Annotated in this window: 23 protein-coding genes; 11 read left to right on the forward strand and 12 right to left on the reverse strand. The window is 71.0% G+C overall.

All coding sequences use genetic code 11. The features are described 5' to 3' along the window. Positions 1–122 precede the first annotated feature (122 nt). Positions 123–842, forward strand: coding sequence for a carbonic anhydrase (locus ACIA3K_RS05990; RefSeq protein WP_396799433.1), 720 nt, complete (start codon positions 123–125; stop codon positions 840–842). A gap of 44 nt (positions 843–886) precedes the next feature. On the opposite strand, the gene ACIA3K_RS05995 is transcribed toward ACIA3K_RS05990, so the two are convergent. Next, positions 887–1,330 (reverse strand): DUF5990 family protein, encoded by a 444-nt coding sequence (locus ACIA3K_RS05995; RefSeq protein WP_396799434.1) that lies wholly within the window; start codon positions 1,328–1,330, stop codon positions 887–889. Between the two features lie 76 nt (positions 1,331–1,406). Here ACIA3K_RS05995 and ACIA3K_RS06000 point away from each other — a divergent pair, with 76 nt between their 5' ends. Together ACIA3K_RS06000 and ACIA3K_RS06005 are read left to right on the forward strand one after the other, a co-directional pair. Continuing rightward, positions 1,407–2,498 carry a winged helix DNA-binding domain-containing protein gene (locus ACIA3K_RS06000; protein ID WP_396799435.1) on the forward strand — a complete coding sequence of 364 codons (1,092 nt, stop codon included), beginning with the start codon at positions 1,407–1,409 and terminating at the stop codon, positions 2,496–2,498. 360 nt (positions 2,499–2,858) lie between these two features. Then, complete coding sequence (locus ACIA3K_RS06005) at positions 2,859–3,530, forward strand: DUF4396 domain-containing protein (RefSeq protein WP_396799436.1); 672 nt, start codon at positions 2,859–2,861, stop codon at positions 3,528–3,530. 117 nt (positions 3,531–3,647) lie between these two features. Here ACIA3K_RS06005 and ACIA3K_RS06010 read toward each other — a convergent pair whose 3' ends face one another. After that, entirely contained in the window at positions 3,648–4,562 is a 915-nt protein-coding gene (locus tag ACIA3K_RS06010) for an SDR family NAD(P)-dependent oxidoreductase (protein ID WP_396799437.1), read from the reverse strand. Between the two features lie 100 nt (positions 4,563–4,662). Here ACIA3K_RS06010 and ACIA3K_RS06015 point away from each other — a divergent pair, with 100 nt between their 5' ends. Then, on the forward strand, positions 4,663–5,328 hold the full coding sequence (locus ACIA3K_RS06015) for a TetR family transcriptional regulator (RefSeq protein WP_396799438.1): 666 nt from the start codon (positions 4,663–4,665) through the stop codon (positions 5,326–5,328). Positions 5,329–5,399: 71 nt separating this feature from the next. Next, entirely contained in the window at positions 5,400–6,284 is an 885-nt protein-coding gene (locus ACIA3K_RS06020) for a S41 family peptidase (RefSeq protein WP_396799439.1), read from the forward strand. Between the two features lie 60 nt (positions 6,285–6,344). On the opposite strand, the gene ACIA3K_RS06025 is transcribed toward ACIA3K_RS06020, so the two are convergent. Beyond that, positions 6,345–7,346 (reverse strand): hypothetical protein, encoded by a 1,002-nt coding sequence (locus ACIA3K_RS06025; protein ID WP_396799440.1) that lies wholly within the window; start codon positions 7,344–7,346, stop codon positions 6,345–6,347. Positions 7,347–7,640: 294 nt separating this feature from the next. Here ACIA3K_RS06025 and ACIA3K_RS06030 point away from each other — a divergent pair, with 294 nt between their 5' ends. From ACIA3K_RS06030 to ACIA3K_RS06040, 3 genes are read left to right on the forward strand one after another with little or no spacing between them, the layout of a single operon-like run. Next, positions 7,641–8,018: a DUF2089 domain-containing protein gene (locus tag ACIA3K_RS06030; RefSeq protein ID WP_396799441.1), complete on the forward strand. Its 378-nt coding sequence runs from the start codon at positions 7,641–7,643 to the stop codon at positions 8,016–8,018. 11 nt (positions 8,019–8,029) lie between these two features. Continuing rightward, complete coding sequence (locus ACIA3K_RS06035; RefSeq protein ID WP_396799442.1) at positions 8,030–8,275, forward strand: hypothetical protein; 246 nt, start codon at positions 8,030–8,032, stop codon at positions 8,273–8,275. An 11-nt stretch (positions 8,276–8,286) separates the two neighbouring features. Further along, a complete protein-coding gene (locus ACIA3K_RS06040) occupies positions 8,287–8,709 on the forward strand; it encodes an SHOCT-like domain-containing protein (protein WP_396799443.1) in 423 nt (140 codons plus the stop codon). A 376-nt stretch (positions 8,710–9,085) separates the two neighbouring features. On the opposite strand, the gene ACIA3K_RS06045 is transcribed toward ACIA3K_RS06040, so the two are convergent. Further along, positions 9,086–9,433, reverse strand: coding sequence for a GlsB/YeaQ/YmgE family stress response membrane protein (locus tag ACIA3K_RS06045; protein ID WP_396799444.1), 348 nt, complete (start codon positions 9,431–9,433; stop codon positions 9,086–9,088). A gap of 112 nt (positions 9,434–9,545) precedes the next feature. Between ACIA3K_RS06045 and ACIA3K_RS06050 the strand changes: the two genes are divergently transcribed. Beyond that, on the forward strand, positions 9,546–10,199 hold the full coding sequence (locus tag ACIA3K_RS06050) for a hypothetical protein (protein ID WP_396799445.1): 654 nt from the start codon (positions 9,546–9,548) through the stop codon (positions 10,197–10,199). 27 nt (positions 10,200–10,226) lie between these two features. Here ACIA3K_RS06050 and ACIA3K_RS06055 read toward each other — a convergent pair whose 3' ends face one another. The 4 genes from ACIA3K_RS06055 to ACIA3K_RS06070 form a co-directional block, all read right to left on the reverse strand. Then, positions 10,227–10,592, reverse strand: coding sequence for a VOC family protein (locus ACIA3K_RS06055; RefSeq protein WP_396799446.1), 366 nt, complete (start codon positions 10,590–10,592; stop codon positions 10,227–10,229). A gap of 130 nt (positions 10,593–10,722) precedes the next feature. Further along, a complete protein-coding gene (locus ACIA3K_RS06060; protein WP_396799447.1) occupies positions 10,723–11,295 on the reverse strand; it encodes a TetR/AcrR family transcriptional regulator in 573 nt (190 codons plus the stop codon). A 157-nt stretch (positions 11,296–11,452) separates the two neighbouring features. Further along, complete coding sequence (locus ACIA3K_RS06065; protein ID WP_396799448.1) at positions 11,453–12,355, reverse strand: hypothetical protein; 903 nt, start codon at positions 12,353–12,355, stop codon at positions 11,453–11,455. Continuing rightward, positions 12,352–12,753, reverse strand: a complete 402-nt coding sequence (locus ACIA3K_RS06070) for a hypothetical protein (RefSeq protein ID WP_396799449.1) — start codon at positions 12,751–12,753, stop codon at positions 12,352–12,354. Before ACIA3K_RS06070 ends, ACIA3K_RS06065 begins: the two co-directional genes overlap by 4 nt. 73 nt (positions 12,754–12,826) lie before the next feature. Here ACIA3K_RS06070 and ACIA3K_RS06075 point away from each other — a divergent pair, with 73 nt between their 5' ends. Continuing rightward, positions 12,827–15,625: a CHAT domain-containing protein gene (locus tag ACIA3K_RS06075; protein ID WP_396799450.1), complete on the forward strand. Its 2,799-nt coding sequence runs from the start codon at positions 12,827–12,829 to the stop codon at positions 15,623–15,625. 4 nt (positions 15,626–15,629) lie between these two features. Here ACIA3K_RS06075 and ACIA3K_RS06080 read toward each other — a convergent pair whose 3' ends face one another. The 3 genes from ACIA3K_RS06080 to ACIA3K_RS06090 all read right to left on the reverse strand — a co-directional run bounded on the left by ACIA3K_RS06080 (position 15,630) and on the right by ACIA3K_RS06090 (position 17,976). Next, complete coding sequence (locus ACIA3K_RS06080) at positions 15,630–16,748, reverse strand: tetratricopeptide repeat protein (RefSeq protein WP_396799451.1); 1,119 nt, start codon at positions 16,746–16,748, stop codon at positions 15,630–15,632. A gap of 97 nt (positions 16,749–16,845) precedes the next feature. After that, positions 16,846–17,430: a dihydrofolate reductase family protein gene (locus ACIA3K_RS06085; protein WP_396799452.1), complete on the reverse strand. Its 585-nt coding sequence runs from the start codon at positions 17,428–17,430 to the stop codon at positions 16,846–16,848. Positions 17,431–17,457: 27 nt separating this feature from the next. Beyond that, on the reverse strand, positions 17,458–17,976 hold the full coding sequence (locus ACIA3K_RS06090; RefSeq protein ID WP_396799453.1) for a pyridoxamine 5'-phosphate oxidase family protein: 519 nt from the start codon (positions 17,974–17,976) through the stop codon (positions 17,458–17,460). A 75-nt stretch (positions 17,977–18,051) separates the two neighbouring features. Here ACIA3K_RS06090 and ACIA3K_RS06095 point away from each other — a divergent pair, with 75 nt between their 5' ends. Beyond that, positions 18,052–18,726 (forward strand): winged helix-turn-helix transcriptional regulator, encoded by a 675-nt coding sequence (locus ACIA3K_RS06095; protein ID WP_396799454.1) that lies wholly within the window; start codon positions 18,052–18,054, stop codon positions 18,724–18,726. 72 nt (positions 18,727–18,798) lie between these two features. Here ACIA3K_RS06095 and ACIA3K_RS06100 read toward each other — a convergent pair whose 3' ends face one another. Beyond that, complete coding sequence (locus ACIA3K_RS06100) at positions 18,799–19,287, reverse strand: DUF3592 domain-containing protein (protein WP_396799455.1); 489 nt, start codon at positions 19,285–19,287, stop codon at positions 18,799–18,801. Between the last annotated feature and the right edge of the window lie 71 nt (positions 19,288–19,358).

Below are 19,358 nucleotides of genomic sequence, written 5' to 3' on the forward strand. Positions count from 1 at the left end.
CCTCGGTCCCCCGGCCACCGCGCGCGATCGGGGGACCGGGGGCGTCGGCGGGGTATCGGCGCACCACTGTGGATGATCGCCTGGTAGGAAGAAGGCAACCGCCTCACCCTCGGGAGATCACTGTGCCTCGTACCCCTCTGTCCCGCCGCTCCCTGCTGGCCGCCGGCGGCGCGACGGCCGTCGCGCTCGGCGCGGCCGTCACCGGTCCGTCCGGGGCGAGCGCCGCAGCCGCGTCGCCGGCCGACGACACCGTTGCCACGCCGGCCGAGGCGCTGCGTCGGCTGCTCGCCGGCAACCACCGCTTCACCAGCGGTCACGGCCGGCACCCGCACCAGGGCATCGACGACCTGCACCGCCTCGCCGCCGGCCAGCACCCGTTCGCCATCACGGTCGGCTGCGCCGACTCCCGGGTCGCGCCCGAGGTGCTGTTCGACCAGGGGCTCGGTGACCTGTTCGACAACCGGGTGGCCGGCAACATCGTCGACGACCTGCTGCTGGGCAGCGTCGAGTTCGCCGTGGAGGAGTTCGGCAGCCTGCTGATCGTCGTCCTCGGGCACGAACGCTGCGGCGCCATCACGGCCACCATCGACGCCATCCACACCGGCGGCACCGCTCCCGGACACATCGGCACCATCGTCGACAGCCTCCGCCCGGTGGTCGAGCCGGTGCTGAGCCAGCCCGGCGACCCGGTGGAGAACGCCGTCCGCGCCAACATCGCCGCCCAGGTTCGGGCACTGTCGGCGCGCAGCCCGATCATCGCCGAGAAGGTGCGGCAGGGCGCGCTGCGGGTCGTCGGCGCCCGCTACGACCTGGACAACGGACGGGTCTCACTGGTGGCCTGACGGCCGCGTCTTCCCGGCCGCCCGTCCGGTACGGGCGGCCGGGGCTATTCCAACGTCCAGGTGACGGCGGGTGGGCGGACCCGAGCGCATACCGGCCCGCCGGCCGCGTCCGTCAGCCCCAGCCTGCTCACCAGCAACCCACCGCTCTCGTGCGCGGCGCGCAGCAGGGCGGTCGGGACGTCGGTGAACATCAGCTTCGCTCGCCGGAACATCGCGAACCCGTCATCGGTCAGCGCTCCCCAGCTCAGGTAGAGAAAACGCCCTCCGGGTCGTCCGTGCACGAACGGCCCGCCGACGTCGAGCACCCCGTCGACCTCCCGGCTGGACACCTCCACGTTCCAGACCGCCCCTGCCGCGTCGACCCGTACGCGATCGAGCACCTCGCTCTTGCGCTGGATGCCGACGTGTACGTTGCCGAGGCGCAGCGCGTCGGCCTCCGCGCCCGCGCGCCGGCCCGGCAGGTCACCGCCCTCGATCCGGATCCGCACACCACCAACTCTAGTTTCTCGGCGTCGACCGCCCGATGGTCACCGCTGGCTGACCGCTCGCGGCTAGGGTGCGTTCATGGTTGACCGGCGTCAGGTGGTGGCCTACCGCGTGCGGGCGCAGCAGCTGGACCGGGACGAGGGTTCGCTGGCCGACACCGCCGTCCTGGACATCGGCGTGCAGAACACCGGGCCGGACGGCGCCCGCTGGGCCCTGGCCGTCCGCGGCGTCGACGTGACCGCGCTGTCCGACGCCGACGTGGTCCTGCTGTGGACCGTACGGGGTGCTCCGCACCTCTATCGCCGCGCCGACGTCGGGCAGGTGGTGGCCGCGGTCGAGCCGTTCTCCGACGCCGACGCGGGCAAGCGCATCTACGACGCCTCGAAGCCGTTGAAGGCGGCCGGCATCGGCAACCTCGCCGCGCTCGACGAGGTGGCCGCCGGCATGCGGGCGATCGTCACCGCGCCAACGGTCAAGGGCGACGTCTCCGGCCGCCTGGCCACCATGCTGCCGGAGCCGTACCTGCGGTTCTGCCGGCCGTGCGACGCCACCCACCTGTACGAGATGCCCTTCCGGCTGGCGGCCGCGCGGGCCGGTCTGGAGTTGCAGCTCGACACCTCACCTCCGGTCCTGCGGCGCATCACCGGCTTCCGCCGGGCGGCCGCCCCGGGTGACCGGTTCGACCTCGTCCGCGCGTACCTTCGGCTACTCGGCCCCGCTACTCCGAAGCAGGTCGCCGACTATCTCGACGCGCCGGTCAAGGACGTGAAGGCACGCTGGCCCGACGACGTGGTCGACGTGACGGTCGACGGCGAGACGCGCTCGCTGCTGGCCGCCGACGAGGAGGCGTTGACGGCGGCCGAGGTGAGCGCGACCCGCCTGCTCGGCCCGTTCGACCTGTTCCTGCAGGCGAAGGACCGGGCGACACTCGCGCCCGACGCCGCCCACGCGAAGGAGTTGTGGCCGGTGCTGGGCCGCCCGGGCGCGGTGCTGGTCGACGGCGAGATCGTCGGCACCTGGCGTCCCCGCAAGTCCGGCAGGACGTTCACCGTCGCCGTCCAGCCCTGGCGCAAACTGTCCGCCGGCACGCGCGACGCCATTACCGGGCAGGCCGAACGCCTCGCCACGCACCGCTCCGCCACGCTCGCCGCCGTCGACTTCGCCGACTAACGACCCGAGCCGGACGGCACGCGGCGGCACCGTCAATGCGGTGCCCGCGTACGTGACCGGCTCGGCGTGCCCACGGCGGCGGCTTCGATGCTTCGGCGCTCTGGTTCACGGTCGTCACTCCGTATCGATGCGGTGGTTTCCTCCGGTCCCACGCTGCGCTGCCGGCGTGCCCGGCGGATCCCCGCGCGGAGGGAACTGGGTCCCCGTGTCCGGGGGCGCAGCCCGCACGACGAACGCCCCGATCCACCGATGCGGGCGGGTGCGAGCTGGGAGACTGTGGGCTGCCGTCGGCAATCGGTTGACTCCCCTCCACGTTCGGCCGCGCCAAGCGCCGAGGCGCCGGGTGGAAAGGGAGCGAGAATGCAGCCGACCTGGCTCTGGACGCTCTCCTGGATCTCACTCGCGGTCGGTGGCGTCAGCTTCGTGATCGTCCTCGTCGACACGTACCTCTACGGACACCGTCAGCCGGCCAGAGTCATGGAGATCGTCTGGCTGGTGACCGTCCTCTACGTCGGTCCGGCAGCCGTCCGCCTCTACTGGAACTGGGGCCGGCCCGAGGCGCTCACGCCGTCGCCGCGGACGGATCGACCCCACCGGGGCATCATCGTGACGCAGGTGTCCCGTTGTGGCGCGCACTGCGCTCTCGGCTTCGTCGTCGCCGAGGTCGCCCTGTACGGATTCGATCTTCCCCGGAGCGCGCTGTGGATCGGCTACTCGGGCGACTATCTGATGGCGGTGACGATCGCCGTCCTCTTCCGGCTCGTCGAGGGCCCTCGTCGCAGCCTCGCGGAGGTCTGGCGTGCGCTGGCGACCGTCGTGAAGGTGGAACTGGTGACCATCACCGCGTTCGAGGCGGCGCTGTTCGTGTGGCTGACGCTGGCGCACCACATGGTTTTCCCGGAACCACCCTTGCGGCCCGACAGCCCCACGTTCTGGTTCGCCGGGCAGATCGGGCTGGTCGCCGGCTTCATCACGGCCTGGCCCGCCGCTTCCTGGCAGGTCGCCCGTCGGCTGAGCGGCGGGACCCGTTGACCTGGTGGGCAGCACGTGGCGGGGCCGGCGCGCTCGACCTCGCGCTACCAGGCCCGGTAGGCGACGGTGTCCGGTAGCGGCGCCGCCGCTACCGGATCACCTGCCCTGTTCCCACGGTCACGCCGCGGCGGCCACCTGGCCAACCGGAAACCGCACGCCGGTGAGGTCTTCCGAAACGGCCCAGAGGCGCTGCTGCACGGCCAGTTCGTAGGACTCGGGGCTGGACGTGACCAGCTTCGGGTGGCCGCGCGTCTCGCCCAGGCCGTCGGGGCCGTAGTACTGCCCGCCGAGGACGGACGGGTCGGTCGCGGCGCGCAGGGTGGGCAGCGCGCCTGCCGCAGCGGGCTGGGTGACCACCGGGGCGAGCAGGGTGATCGGCGCGCGGACGAGCGCCGGGGAGTTGCGGACCAGTTCGGTGTCGGAGACGCCGGGGTGTGCGGCCACCGCGACGGTGGTGCCGTGTGGGGCGAGCCGGCGCTGCAGTTCGTAGGTGAACATCAGGTTGGCGAGCTTCGACTGGCCGTAGGCGGCGACCCGGCCGTACGACCGCTCCCACTGCAGGTCGTCGAAGTGGATCGCGGCACGGATCCGGTGGCCGACGCTGCTGACCGTGACCACCCGGGAGCCGGGCACCGGCAGCAGCAGGTCGAGCAGCAGGCCGGTGAACGCGAAGTGGCCCAGGTGGTTGGTGCCGAACTGCATCTCGAAGCCGTCGCGGGTGGTCTGCTTCGGCGTGTACATGACGCCGGCGTTGTTGATGAGCAGGTCGATCCGCGGGTGGGTGGCGCGTAGCCCGGCCGCGGCGGCGCGCACCGACTCCAGCGAGGTCAGATCCAGTTCCTGTACGGAGACGTCGCCGTTCATCCGGGCGGCGGCGCGCTTGCCCTTCGCGGTGTCGCGTACGGCCAGCACGACCGAGGCCCCGCGCTCGGCGAGGAGCCGGGCGGTCTCGAAGCCCAGGCCGGTGTTGGCGCCGGTGACCACGGCCACCCGGCCGTCCTGGCGCGGAATCTGCTGCTCGGTCCAGTTCATCTCAGGCTCCTAAGGTACCGCCGGTAAGTTATGCTCGAAACGCTAATGTACCGCCGGTACACTGTCAAGAGACCGGCGGTACCTAAGTTAGGGTTGACGCATGACCTTCCAGCGGGCGCGCAGCGAGGAGCAGCGTGCGGCCCGTCGCCAGGCGATCCTGGAGACGACCTCGGCGATGCTCGACGAGATGCCCGTGGCCGACGTGACCCTCAACGAGCTGAGCCGGCGGGTCGGCCTGGCCAAGACGGCGGTGCTGCGCTATTTCGAGTCCCGCGAGGCGGTGCTCCTCGACCTCCTCGACGACCGGACGACCACCTGGCTGGCCAAGCTGGACCGGGAGTTGGCCCGGGGCGTCGAGCCGAACCCATCCGCGTCGGAGCGGGCCGAGCAGATGGCCGACGTGCTCAGCCGGTCGCTGGCCACCGAGACGGTGCTCTGCGATCTCTTCGGCGCGCAGGGCGGGGTGCTCGAACACAACATCTCGGTCGAGGCGGCCCGCCGGCACAAGCGGGCCTCGCTGGCCAACCTCGCGACGATGGCCGACCTCATCCGCCGGCACCTGCCCGAGGTCGGCGACCGCGCCGACCTGTTCTGTCTTCAGGTCCTCATCGTGGCCGGCGCGTTCTCCGCCTACAGCACGCCGCCGCCGAGCCTGCTCGCCGTCTACGAGTCCGAGCCGACGCTCGCGGTCTACCACATCGACCCGCAGACAGCCCTGCGCATCGCGATCATCACGCAGCTCGTGGGCGTCCTGCCGCGCGCCTGAGCCCCGGTGCCGCCCATGTGGGCGCGAAAATCGATGGTCCTGGGGCTTCGTCCGGTCTATCGTGGCCCGCCGTGCTGTCAAACGAAGAGATCATCGGACGGGCCCTGGATCGGATCGAGGCAGGGTACGTCTTTCCGGCGAAGGTCCCGGACATCGACGCCACGATCCGACGTCGTCTCGCGGCGGGTGAGTACGACGACCTGGACGGGCCGGCGCTCTGCGAGACGGTGACCGCTCACCTTCAGCAGGTGTGCCCGGACAAGCATCTGCGGCTGCTGTGGTCGGACCAGCCGCAGTCGCTGGATCCAGCGGACGAGGACGGGGGCAAGGCGGCGTTCCTCGCGCTGCTCCGGACCGAGAACCAGGGCATCCGCCGGGTCGAGCAGGTGGACGGCGAGGTCGGGCTCATCGACCTGCGGCGCATCGCGTACGCCGACGCGGGGGCCAGCGTGATCGGCGCGGCCATGCAGCTGGTCGCCCTCAGCTCGGCGCTCATCCTGGACCTGCGCGCGTGCTCCGGCGGAGCGCCGGAGGGAGCCGCGATGTGGTGCAGCTACTTCTTCCGCGACGACCAGGTGCACCTCAACGACTTCTACGAGCGTTCCACCGGCGCCACCCGCCAGTTCTGGACCGCCGCGCACCTTCCCGCGCCGCGCTACCTGGACCGCCCGGTCTTCGTGCTCACCAGCGCGACGACGTTCTCCGGGGGCGAGGATGTCGCGTACACCCTCCAGGCGCACGGTCGAGCCGTCGTCGTCGGTGAGACGACACGGGGCGGCGCCCATCCGACGGCCCGCCACGCGGTCACCGAACACATCCTGGTGACCGTTCCGACCGCTCGGACCATCAACAGCGTCACCGGAACCAACTGGGAGGGCGTCGGAGTGGTCCCCGACGTGCCCGTGCCGGCCGAGCAGGCACTCGACACGGCGCTCACGGCCATCGCTGGGGCATAGGCGCGCGGCGGGACCGTTCCGGTCCCGCCGCGCGTGGTCCCCGCCGGCCGGGAGGCGGCGTCAGGTGGTGGTCAGCCCTCGCGTCGCCAGCTCGCTGAGCGACGCGGCGGCGTCACCGCCGAGCGCCGCCCGCGCCACCGCCGGCTTGCGCAGCTCGAACACCTCGACGAGGATCGTCGGCGTCTCGGACCGGCGGCGGATCCCGTCGACCTCCTGCCGGTCCGGGTTGAACGGCAATGTCCGCCACTGGTCCGCGGTCGCCTGCCAGTCGCCGGAGATAGCCACGGCCAGGCCGTCGAGAAGGCTCTCGTAGTTCTCCCGGCTGATCGGGCGACCCAGCCCGTACCGCTCGCGCAGTGCGAGGATCTCTGCCGACGGCTCCCCGGAGTAGCTCTTGTTGATGCCGAGCCACCAGTGGGCGAAGTAGGTGCCCTGGTAACCCTGGGCCAGGTAGCGCGGTCCGTCGTGGTGCACCTCGATGACGAAGTTGTGCACCTGCGGGAACTGGCAGTCGAGCAGTAGGACGGTGTCGGCGCTGGCCGGCTTGACGAGCAGCGCCTTCTTGAGCGCGTCGCCCTCGCCCGTCCCGTAGGTCTCGCCCGACAGGCGAACGGGCTCGCCGCCCTTGTTGCGCAACTGCTCGCGGATCTGGAACGCGGCCATTCCGCAGTTCGCCCACCTACGGCTCTCGTCGCGCAGAATGATCTGTTCGTCGTCGGTCCGCCCCGTGCTCGCCAGCGCCTTGCTGAGCTCCAGCTTCTCGTCGCTGCCGACAGCCTCGTCGCGCTGGCGCTGGCTGTGGTCGGTGAGAAGGGCCATGTCGTTGCCCACGAAGCGGTTCGCGGCCTTGATGGCCTCGTCCCAGGTCGCGAAGGTCCGGTGCGGCAACAGCTTGCTCGCCGACCAGTTCACCAACGCTCCGATGACCTCGAGCGTGAGGTTGTCCGGCAGGAGGTCCTTGATCCGGTTCAGGATCTCGTCGTTCGCCTTCTCGTCGGTCTCCAGGTTGGGGATCTGGCCGTTCGGTGGGTAGGTGTCCCGCTCCTCCGCGATGATCAGCATCCGAACCCTCCACAGTCCATCGTGTACGGCCGCCCCCACGGCGGGCCGCACTCCAGGTTGGACTGTCCGTGATCGGGCCAACACGAAACGTCGGACTTCCGTCCCCGGCAATGTCGGACACCAGCCGCACGCCGGTGATCCGTCGTTGTCGTTCAGCCTCAAGTTCTTCGAGCGACCCACGCCCCGCCGCCGAGCGCGCGTTGGTCGTAGCCAGACGGGCCGGAGTCCCCCGTACTTAAGAAAGTTAAGGTTTGCCTCTTGGAAGATTAGGATTCTTAAGCTACAAATTGAGGTATGACAGAGCAGGCGATGGACTGGCAGGAACTGACCAGCCTGACGCGAGGTCAGCCGTTCGTCGTCGAGCGCGTGCGCCTGGTGAGCAACGGCATCGCGATCGAGGGCGCGTTCGAGCTACCGCAACTGGCCCAGCTCAACGTCGAGGACCAGGTCTTCGTCACGGCGTTCGTGCGCTGCCACGGTTCGATCAAGGAGATGGAACGCATCTTCGGCGTGAGCTATCCGACGATCAAGTCTCGGCTCAACCGGATCACGCAGATGCTCGACTTCGTCGAGACCGATCCCGCGCCGTCCCGGGCCGACATCATCGACCGGTTGCGCCGCGGTGAGATCACCGCACAGCAGGCGTTGGCCGAGCTGGACGGCCGCTCATGATGCCCCAGCTGGTGACCGTCAGGGTCAATCGCCCCGCCCGCCGGCCCGTCCGTCTCTGGGTTCCGGTGCTCCCCCTGGCGCTCGTACTCCTTCCGGTTCTGGTCCTGGTCGTCCTCGCGGCGATCGTGGCCTGCCTCGTGTTCCGCATCCGGGTGATGCGGGCGCTCGGCGCCGGCTGGCGCGTCGTGTCCGCGCTGCCCGGCGCCCGCTTCGACATCGAGCAGGGCCGCTCGGCCGTGCTCGTGGCCATCCGATAGGAGAGGTTCGCATGACCGAACAACGCAAGGACATCCTCGACATGCTTGCCGCCGGCAAGATCACTGCGGAGGAGGCGGAGCAGCTCATCGCCGCCCTCGAACGGGACCAGGGCCCGGCGGTGGCAGGTCCCGACGCCCGGCCGAAGGGGAAGGTGAAGTACCTGCGGGTGGTGGTGGACGCCACCGACAACGGCGAGCCGTCGCGGGTCAATGTGCGGGTGCCGCTGCAACTGCTGCGGGCCGGCGTGCGGCTGGCGGCGCTGGTGCCGCCGCAGGCCCTGGTCAAGGCCAACGCCTCGCTCAGCGACTCGGGTGTGCCGATCGACCTGACGCAGCTCAAGCCCGAGCAGTTGGAGGCGCTCGTGGAGCACCTCGACGACATGACCGTGGAGGTGGACTCCCCCGATGCCACCGTGCGGGTCTTCTGCGAATAGCCGCCGTCCCGACGGGACGGCCCCCTCGAGAGGGTGCTGCAACACCCTCCCGAGGCTGCGCCCGCCGCAGCAGAGCACAGGTGATTTGCCAATCTGAAGTCTAGCCACTCCCCACCGACCAGCGAAGGGACCACTCGGGCGAGTGGTCCCTTCGCCGCATCCCGCCGCGGCGCGCCCGCCCGTCCGCTTGCCGATCCGCCCACTCGCACGCCAAGATCCGCGCAATTTCCCTGTTACTGCTGCCTCCGCCACCCGGGAGACAGCAACATCCCTGATGTTGTCCGGATCTTGGGGGCGGATCAGCGTGGCGGGGGCACGCTGATCGGCGAGCGGGGAGTCGCCGACCTGGTCAGCCCGCCTGGCGCAAGGATCGCAATCACGACTCGCGCTTGGCCCTGGTGCGCCGGGGCCGCCGACGAGGGGTTTCGTCGCCGCCGGCAAGCCGGGTGAAGGTCAGCATGTTCGCCAGCGCCACGGCGATGATCGCGAGGCCGACCTGGATCGCGAGCACGATCCAGTCCCAGCGCAGCACCCACACCTTCACGCCGGCGTCGTCGTCGACGTGCAGTGCTCGGGCCACCACGGTGCCCAGCACCGCCGAGCCGACGCCGAGAACAAACGTGGCGAAGATGCCGATCCGCTGCCTCCCCGGCAGGATGAGCCGGCCGAGCAGGCCGACGAGTGCGCCGATGAGCACTGCGCCGAGATAACCGGTTACCAACATTGCTGTCTCTCCCCTTCCAGCAGTGTCGGGATACATGCCCGGATCTCACGTTCGCGGAAACCCGACCCCCGATACGCTGACGGGCCTTTCACCCCTTGAGCGAAGGACGTCCATGGCCCGCCCCTACCGCCCCGGACCGAAGCAGTTCGTCTTCACCGCCGGTGACGGCACCACGCACCAGGTCTCGGTGAGCGACCCGCAGGAGGCCTACGTGGCGTTCTCCGCGTTCTTCCGGGGCCGCGAGTCCGCCACGTACACGATCAGGGACGAGCCGGCGCGGCAAACTCTGGTGCTCCTGCCCCACTTGGGGGTGATCTCCCGGGTCGAGGATGCGGACCCACCCCGCTCGACACACCTGCGGATCGACCGGGCCAACCGCTACCTGCCGAGCGCGATGCTGTTCTTCGAGAACGGCTGTCGCGGCCTCGACCACTTCGGCCAGTGGTTCGCCGACCTCGCCGACCTTGACGCGGCACCGGAGGCCCGCGGTGCCGCCCGTGCCGCCACGATCACGACGGAGGCGGCGGCGCTCGAAGAGGTCGGCCGGATCTGGGCGGACTCGGGCTACGTCGACCCCAGCGACAGGTACTACGTCTTCTTCGACGGGCACGACATCGACGACGACCGCGCCGAGCGGGCCACCCTGCTCCCGCTGATCGGATTCCTCGGCCTCGAACGGGTCGACACCCCGGCCGGGGCCGCCGGCGGCGAGGTCTGGGTACGCACCGACCCACGCCTGGTCGCCGAGTGTGCCCGCTGGTCGTGAACGGTCAGCCCGACCAGCGTCGCCCGGTCAACGGCGTAGACAGAAGGGATGGCCGGCCGGGTCGCGCAGGACGCGATAACGGTCCGGCGCGAACTGCTGCTCTTCCTTGACCGCGCCGAGTTCGATCGCGCGGGCCTCAGCGTCGTCGAGGCTGGCGGGGTCGTCGGCGGCCAGGTCGAAGTGGATCTGCTGCGACCGCTCGCCCGAGGGCCAGGTCGGTGGCTGGTAGTCGTCGACGCGAACAGCCCCGAGCAACAGCGGCCCCGCCTTGACCGCACAGAAGTCCGGTGTCCGGACCGCGACCTCACCATCGAGCATGGCGGCCCAGAAGCGGGCCAGGTCGGCCGGGTCGGGGCAGTCCAGGTTGATCGCGGCGATGTGAGCTACCGGCATGGCTCCTCCAAAGAGCGGGACACTGATCAACCCTAGCACCAAAACGACGGTTCGCTCTTTTTCTAAGCCATCCCGACGAGGCCGCCGCCCGGCACTCCCCGGCGCGGTGATCATGAAGTTATTGCCACTGTCAGCGGCGTGTCGAGGCAATAACTTCATGATCACCGGGGTCGTTGATGATCGCCATCAACCCTGCGGCGTAGGGTGCGGGGTCCACGTCGCCGCGGACCGCCAGTTGCAGGCTGTAGCTGACGCAGAGGGCGACGAACGCTTCGGCGATCTGCCCCGCTCGTGGGCGCTGACGGTCGGGCACCAGCTCGGCGATCGCGGCCCGCATGGCGGAGAGTTGTCGTTGCACAACGGCCGCCAGCAGCGGCGACACCGCCGCCTCGGCGTAGATCTGAGCAACCAGCCGGGCGTGGTGGGTGTCCCGGGCCTGGGTACGCACGTACTCGAGGAAACCCCCCACCGCCTCGGCGCTGAGCGCCCTCGGCAGCGCGTCGGTCCCCTGTTCGCAGACCGCGACGACGATCTCGTCCTTGCTCGTGAAGTACCGGTAGATGGCGCCGTTGGAGAGCCCGGACTCGGCGACGATGTCGGCCATCGACGTGTGGGCGAAGCCGTGGCTGGCGAACCGGGCGCGGGCGGCGTCCACGATCTGCTGGCGGCGAGAGTCGAGATGGGCTTGACTGACCCTGGGCATAAAGAGTGACCCCTCGTTTTTTTGCTACTGTCGAAAGCGTACCTCCTCGCACCGCGACTCAGGAGCCCCGTGCGCTACCGGACCACGTCCTCCCGTTCCCGCCATCTGACGACGCCGCCGAGGATTCGCGCGGACCGCCGGCAGCCGACCCCGGGAGTCACCGGTCCTTGCGCAGCAGGAGGGTCACGGCCTCTCCGTCGGCCGTGCCGAAGGGGCCGTCGGTGGGATGGCCCAGCGCGACGCCGAGGGTGCGCACGTGCAGGTCGACCACCGCCTCCACCAGGTCGGCCAGCACGGACACCGTGCCGCGGCCCTGTCGCCAGCCCGCCACGCACAGGCCGAGGCCGACGACCGCCGCGGGCCACCACAGCAGGCCGAGCGCCAGATACAGCAGCCCCCAGCCCACCCGTCGGGCGGCGGCGGCGAAGTCGGCCTGCGCGAGGGCGAGCGGGCCCCGGTTCTCCTCGGGCAGCAGTAACCACAGCCGGGGCCAGGCGGCGGCCAGGTCCAGGCCGTAGCAGGCCCGCACCCGTACCGCCGTGGCCTGCATCCGGTCACCGATCCACGTCGGGCGGTCCGGCTCGGTCAACGCGATCCGGTCGCAGGCGCGGGCGAGCGCCTGGGTGTCCGGTAGCGGTCCGGCGTCGCCGTCGGCAGACCGCAACCGGCGTGCCTTGTCCCGCAGGGCGTCCTCGTACCGGTCCATGGCAGCGTTCCACCGGTGCCGCCGCCGGCGGGTCACCGCGTCGCCGACCCGACCCCAGTGCTGGGTCCACAGGGCCACGACCAGGCGTTCCAGGCTCTGGGCGGCCATCGCGGCGACGACACCGCCGAGCACGACTCCGAGGACGATCAGCAGCGCGGACCCGGTGCTCCGGGCCGGTGCTCCGAGGACGAGGCGGTCCACCTCCTGCCGCAGCAGCCCCAGGTCCCACCAGTGGGCGTGGCCGAGTCGCGCCGCCGTGGCGACCATCGCCACGAACACCACACCGGGCAGCGCCAGTCCGGCGAGCCACCGCTCTGCCAGCTTGCCGCCGAGCGAGGCGATGAGCGTGTTCACCGGTCCATCCGGAACGTCGGCAGTGGACAGTCCCACACGGCGCAGTGCGGCGGCGGGCCGGCGTCCGGCCGGGGAATCTCGACCCGGTCGCACAGGTCGCCGGGGCACACCTGGACCACTTCCGGGCGGCGGCCGTGGATGCCGGCCAACGGCAGGTAACGATCTCCCCGGACGGTGGTGTCACCACCGACCAGGCCACCGACGCGCATCAACTCGGTCATGTCGGCGAGCACCGCGTCCACGCCCTGGTCGGACAGGGACCGATCCCGCAGTCGCGTCAGGACCCGGGCCGGTTCCGGCCCGAGCAGGTCGCCCACCTGCGCGATGTCCGCGCAGACCCGGGCCAGTCGAGCCGCCCGGTCGTCGTCGAGTCGCCGGTCCGGCGCCGATTGGCTCATCGGCTGATTATCTCCTGTCGATGTGGCGTCCGGCTGGCAGGCTGGGGAGCAACCGTGATGGGGAGGTACGCCGGTGGGTCGCTACGCAAGGGACGCCGTGAACGACTGGCGTCGTGTCGCGGCCGGCCAGCGGCGCGGGGACCGGCGCTGGGCGGAGGCCCAGGTGGAGCTGGGGGCCGCGCTGCTCGACCGCTACCACGCGGACCGGGCGCGGCAGGACCTGATCGAGGCCACCGTCGTGCTGGAGGCCGCGATCCGCACGATGGCCGACTCCTTTCTGGCCGACGAGTTGGGTACGCCGCACGGTGTCCGCGCGCTGGTCACGTACACCGATGTGCTGCTGGCCAGGGCCCGGATCGAGAGTGAGCCGCAGCTCCTGGACGTCGCCGAGCAGTATCTGCAGTTCGCGGAGGACGCCTCGGCCGACCTCGGCAACAGCGCGGTGCTGATGCTCAAGAAGTGCCAGGTCTACCGGGTCCGGCACGACTTCGACGGCTCGGTCGACACGCTCTACCGGCTCACTTCCATCGCCGACATGGCCGAGAACTGGATCAGCGAGGAGCACCGACCCGCGCTGCGGGGCATCCACGCGGAGGCGCTGTTGCGCGCCTACCAGCTCACCGGTGTGGAGGACTACGTCGACGAGGCGCTGGACCTGCTGTCGTCGGTGGACACCACCGGGCCGAACCAGGACCAGATCGTCATGCTGCGAGCCCGGTGCCTGCTGGCCAGGGCGGCCGGGACCACCCACACCGCCGATGTCGAACGGGCCGTGGCGGTGCTGCGGGACCACGCGTCGCAGGGCGTCGACGCGCGTTTCCTGCTCGGGCAGACGCTGCTCACCCTGGTCGACCGCACCGGCCGTGCCGAACTGCTCGGCCAGGCCTGGGAGGAGTTCGCCGGCGCGCTGAGCACCGTCGGAGAGCGCCATCCGCACCATCGCAGGGCGCTCGCCAGCCTGTCCACCGTCGGCATGAAGACGCACCAGCTGACGGGCGACGTCTCCGCCCTGGAGATCGCGATAGGCCTGCTGCGCCGGGCGCTCGCGCTGTCCGTACGCGGCGACGCCAACCACGCGTTGTACCTGGACCAGTTGGGCTACAGCCTGCGGCTGCTCTACGACGCCACCGGGGAGCCCGCCTACCTCCAAGAGTCGCTCGTCCTACTACGCCAGGCGCTGGACGCCCTGCCCGCACGCGATCCGCAGCGGGTCGAGACCGGTTTGTCCATCGCCCAGGCGTTGCGGGCGACGTACCTGCGTACCGGCGAACCCGCCCTGCTCACCGAGGCCGCCGAACGGGCGCTCGCCGCCGGCCGGATCGACTCCGGTGCCGTGCCGGTCCGGATTCAGGCCTTCGACAAGGCGGCCTACACGCTGACCGCGCTGCACCGGTGGGAGGAGGCGGCGGACGCCTTCGACGAGGCCATCACGCTGCTGCCCCGATTGGCCTCGCGAGGGCGTACCCGGCACGACCAGTACGCCGACCTCGGTTCGACGGCCGGGCTGGCGGCGACGGCCGCCTCCTGCGCGATCGGCGCGGGGCAGCCGGAGCGGGCCGTGGAGCTGCTGGAGCGCGGCCGGGGTCTGCTGCTGCACCAACGGTTGACGGCGGACGGCGAGTGGGCGGCGCTCCAACGCGCCGACGGGCGTCTGGCGGCCGACTTCCAACGGATGCGCCGGGACTTCGAAGCGCCCGTCCCCGATTCCCCCCGACCGACCACCTTCGGCCGGGACCGGGAGACCGAGTGGAACGTGCTGCTGACGACGATCCGGGAGCTGCCCGGCCTGGGCGACTTCCTGCGCCCGCCCAGCGCGCGCCAGCTACTCGACCAGGTCGAGGGGACCGTGGTCGTTCCGATCGCGAGCGAGTTGCGCTGCGACGCGCTGATCCTGCGGGAGCACCGCGTCACGGTGCTGCCGCTGCCGGATCTGTCGCTGACCGACGCGATGACGCAGCTGCGGCTGCTCCAGGAGGCCACCAGCACGGCGTCCGACCCGACGGCGGACGCGCGGAGCCGGCTGCGCGCCCAGTCGGCACTCCGGGGCGTACTCGAATGGTTGTGGTCTTCCCTGGTCGGGCCGGTGCTGGACGCGATCGACGCGCCCGGGGCGGGCGGCGAGTTGCCGCGCGTCTGGTGGTGCCCGGTCGGGCCGCTGGCGTTCTTTCCCCTGCACGCCGCGCAGGCCGACGCCGACCGGTCCGCCCTCGACCGGGTGGTCTCCTCCTACACCCCGACGGTGACCGCGCTCGCCCGGCGACGCACCGCGCAGCGGCAGTCCCGCCGCGACGCCCGGTCGTGCGTGGTGGCGATGCGCGCCACCCCCGGTGGTCTGGGCGCGCTGCCCAGCGCGGAACGTGAGGCCGCGTCGGCGGCGCGGGCGCTGCCCGGAGCGTGGACCGGGCTGGACGCGACGGCCACCCGGCAGCAGGTCCTGGAGCGGCTGGCCGACTCGGCGTACGCGCACTTCGCGTGCCACGCCGTGGCCGACCCGCAGGACCCGGCGCAGGGCCGGCTGCTCGTGCACGACCACCAGGACAGCCCGCTCACCGTGGCCGACGTGTCCCGGCTCGACCTGGACGCGGAGTTCGCCTTCCTGTCGGCCTGCGCGACCGCCCAGGCCCCGCCCACCCTCGTCGACGAGGCGCTGCACATCACCGGCGCCTTCCAACTCGCCGGGTTCCGGCACGTCATCGGCACCCTCTGGGAGGTCGACGACGCGATCTCCCTCGCGTTGACCACCGCCTTCTACGAGCACGGCGACGCGACCGGGTCGGCGGCGTACGCGCTGCACTCGGCCGTACGCGGACTGCGGGACCGCTACCCGCTGGCGCCGACGCTGTGGGCGGCGCACATCCACACCGGAGGCTGACCTCTCAACGCCCGTCGACGAGCCGGACCAGCGCCCGGGCCCTCTCCGTGTCGGGGTGACCTGGGCCGTGCACGCGTTCGCACCCGGCCAGCGCGGCCCGCGCCACACTGCCCGCCCGCCGGTCACCCGCCTCGATGAGCAGTTGGGCGAAGAGCGTGCGCATCTCCAGGGTCCCGGGATGGTCGACGCCCCGGCCCCGCTCACTGTCCGGCAGCGTGTCGGTCAGCAGCCGGATCGCCTCGGCCGGCCGCCCCGCCCCGGCGAGCGCTCTGGCCAGGGAGTGCCGGGCATGCAGCGACACCCCGTCGGTGGTGCTGAGCGTGCGCCCCGCGTCGTCGGCGAGCGCCCGGGCCGGGTCGAGCGCCTCGGCCGCCCGGCCGGAGTCGAGCAAAACGACCAGCAGGTTGCTGCGCGCCTGGAGCGTCACCGGGCTGGTAGGCCCCAACGTCCTGGTCATCCGGCGGACCACGTCCCGCAGGGACCGTTCGGCCGGCTGGCTGTCGCCCCGCAGGTGTTGTAGGCCGGCCAGTTTCATCTGGCAGGCCAGGGTGTCCGCGTCGTCCCGGCCCAGCGTCCGCGCCATACCGTCGGCGACCCGCCGCAGCAGCGGCTCGGCCTCGTCCATCCGACGCAGCTCGATCAGCAACCAGCCGAGGTTGTTGCCGCTGCGCAACGTCTCGGCGTCGTCGTCGCCCAGCACCCGGCGGCGTGCCTCGTAGACGTCCCGTTGCACCAGCTCCGCCTCGGCGTGCGAGCCGAGCTGCCAGAGCGCGAAGGCCAGGCTGTGCTTGCTGCGCAGGGTGTCGGGATGCTCCGCCCCCTGCGCCGAGCTGCGCAACCCGACGACCTCCTGATAGACGGCCACGGCCTCGGCGATGTCGTTGGTGCGCATCAACTCCTGCGCGTACCGGGTGCCCGCCGCCAACGTCCGCGGGTCGGTCGCGCCGTACTGCTCGTGGAAGGCGTGGTACTGCAACCCGAAAGCCGTCGGGCCGCCGATCGTCTGCGTCACCGGTGGCCGACCGCCGCCGCTGACGGTGATCTCGATGACCGGGCCGGACGGCTTCGGTTCGCGCGGCGGCTCGTCGTCACGCTTGCGGCTGCGGTTGAACCATCTGCCCACTGCCCGCACCTCCCCCGGCGCCGACGCCCGCACGGCCCGTCCATACAGGAGACCACGTGCGCCGGCTCCTCGCCGACCCCGCCTCGCCACCGGGCGATCACGAAGTGGCGACGGCACCCGTCGGTCGGTACTTCATCAGGACGACCCCGGAGGCGAAGGGTTCGGCGGACACCAGCTCCAGTCGTACGGGCGGCTGACCGCTGGTGAACAGCGCCTTGCCCTGGCGGAGGAGCAGGGGATGCACAAGGAGATGAATCTCGTCGATGAGCCGGAGATCAGCAAGGGACCGGATCACGCTGAGGCTGCCGTAGACCACGATGTCCCCGCCGGACCCGCGCTTGAGCTCGGCGATCTCGTCGGGGTCGAGGTGGGCCAGTTTCCGGGTGTTGTTCCAGGTCGCGGTGTTGCCGGAGGCGGAGACGACGATCTTCTCCAGCGCGTCGACTCGCTGGGCATATTCTCGGACCTCGTCCGGTTCGTCGGGGTTCTGCGCGGCCAGCGGCCAGTAGCTGGCGAAGTCGGCGTGGGTGACCCGACCCAGCAGCAGGCTGCCAGCTGTGTCCACCAGGCTCTGCTCGTACCGCTGAAGGTGCTCGCCGAACAGCAGCCAGTCCATCTCGTCGTCCGGACCGGCGACGAACCCGTCGAGCGTGGTCCACATCGACACGACTATCTTGCGCATACCCTCATCCCTCGTGATGGTCCGGGCTCAGTGACCGCCGCTGAGCGCGGCTCGGACGGGTTCTGGTGTCCGGCTCGGAAACCGCTGCTGGAAATCGACGAGTCCGACCCAGGTGGGGCGCAGGCCGATCCGGACCATCCGCAGGCCCGGCTTGTCGATCGCCTCCAGGTAGGCAGCGCCCGCCTCGTCGCCCATCCCGGCGCGCTGGATGGTGGCGTACTCGGGTAGGACGCCGTCGACCTCCGCCAGGGTGACCTTCCCGCGCAGCATGAGCACCTCCGGAAGCCCGTCCGCCGTGTCGATGCAGATGGCCACGTCCGGCCGGGCGCGCAGGTCACGGATCTTGTAGGTGCCGGCGAACGCGCCGACGACCAGCTCGTCGCCGGTCCACAGGAAGTTCACCGGGATCAGCCGGGGCGTCAGGTCCCGGCTGGTGTAGGCGAGGCGTGCCACGGGCGCGCCGAGCAGTCGCTGCGCCAGGGCAGTGTCCAGCAGCTTCAGATCCCCTTGCGGCAGGTCCGCCGCCTCGGCGTTGGGCAGGCTCATGAGAGTCAACGTAGAGGGTCAACTCCTACAGAACAAGTACAACTCCTAAATTAGGATCGAGGTAGGCTGACAGTCATGAGCGGCGTGCGTAGCTATGGGGATCCGTGCGGTGTCGCGCGTGGCCTGGACGTCATCGGGGAGCGGTGGGCGCTGCTGGTGGTCCGCGACCTCCTGCTCGGCCCCAGGCGTTTCAACGATCTGCTCGGCGGCCTGCCCGGCGTGAGCCCCAACGTGCTGAGCCAGCGGCTGCGCCAGCTCACCGAGCAGGGCGTCGTGCGACGGCGGGACCTCGGGCCGCCAACGCGGGTCCACCTCTACGAGCTCACCGAGTGGGGCCGCGCCCTGGAGCCCATCCTCCTGCAGTTCGGACGCTGGGGAAGCCAGTCCCCGCAGATGCCCGAGGGCGCCCTGGGCATCGACTCCCTGCTACTCAGCGTCAAGGCGTCCTTCGATCCGGCGCGGGCCCCGGAACTCGCCGGCACCTACGCGTTCCACATCGACGCCGACACGATCCTCACCGAGGTCACCGAGGACGCGGTGCAGATCCGTCGCGGCACGGTGCCCGCCCCCGATGCGACGCTCACCACCGACATCGACACCCTCCGGGCCGTCTGCGGCTCCGTGATCACCCTCTCGGCGGCGGTGGAGTCGGGCGAGTTGCGCCTCACCGGCAACGAGGACGCCCAGCGGCGCCTCACCGTCCTTCTCCTGACCCCGTTCACACCCGCACCCCAGCCAGCCACGCCCTGACGTCCGGCAGCGGCTGGATCGTGCGCGGTGGGAGGCGGCACCCAACCAGGCCGTCATCCGGTCAGTTGTTCGTCAACCCCGGGTCGCCAGCTCGCTGAGCGACGCGCCGTCGCGCCGTCGGCGGCGTCGTTTGCGAAGCTCATGGATGACGCCCCACAGCCCGACGAAAGCGAGCGCTATCCCGCCGAGCGCGACCAGATACTCCGCCCCGTCTCGGGACACCCACAGCCGGCCCCGCTCCGGGGCATCCGGCGAGTAGAGGACCGTGACGGAGTCACCGTCGCGGTTGGGGGAGCCGCTGCGGGTGACCAACTCCCAGAGGAGCACCTGCCGTCCATCGGGTACGGCGTACTGGTATTCGTAGTACGTGCCATGGCGACTTGCGCGTGGTGGCGTCTCAGAGGTGCTGATCAGCGTGGCGCTGGTGGAGACCTCCCCCGGCCAACCTCGATGATCCCAAACGATGGTGACGCCGAGACCGGTCACCAGGATTCCGCAGATGATTGCCGTCAGTGAAGCCCGCAGCGCCGACACACCAGTGGGATTGCGGTACTCAGCCATGGCCGAGAGGTTATCCGCGCCACGCAAGGGGTTGCGGGGTGGGCACGGTCCTCAGTCCACCGGCTGGCTGA

Origin of the sequence: Micromonospora sp. NPDC051543, from assembly GCF_044454415.1 — a bacterium.
Classification (GTDB): Bacteria; Actinomycetota; Actinomycetes; order Mycobacteriales; family Micromonosporaceae; genus Micromonospora.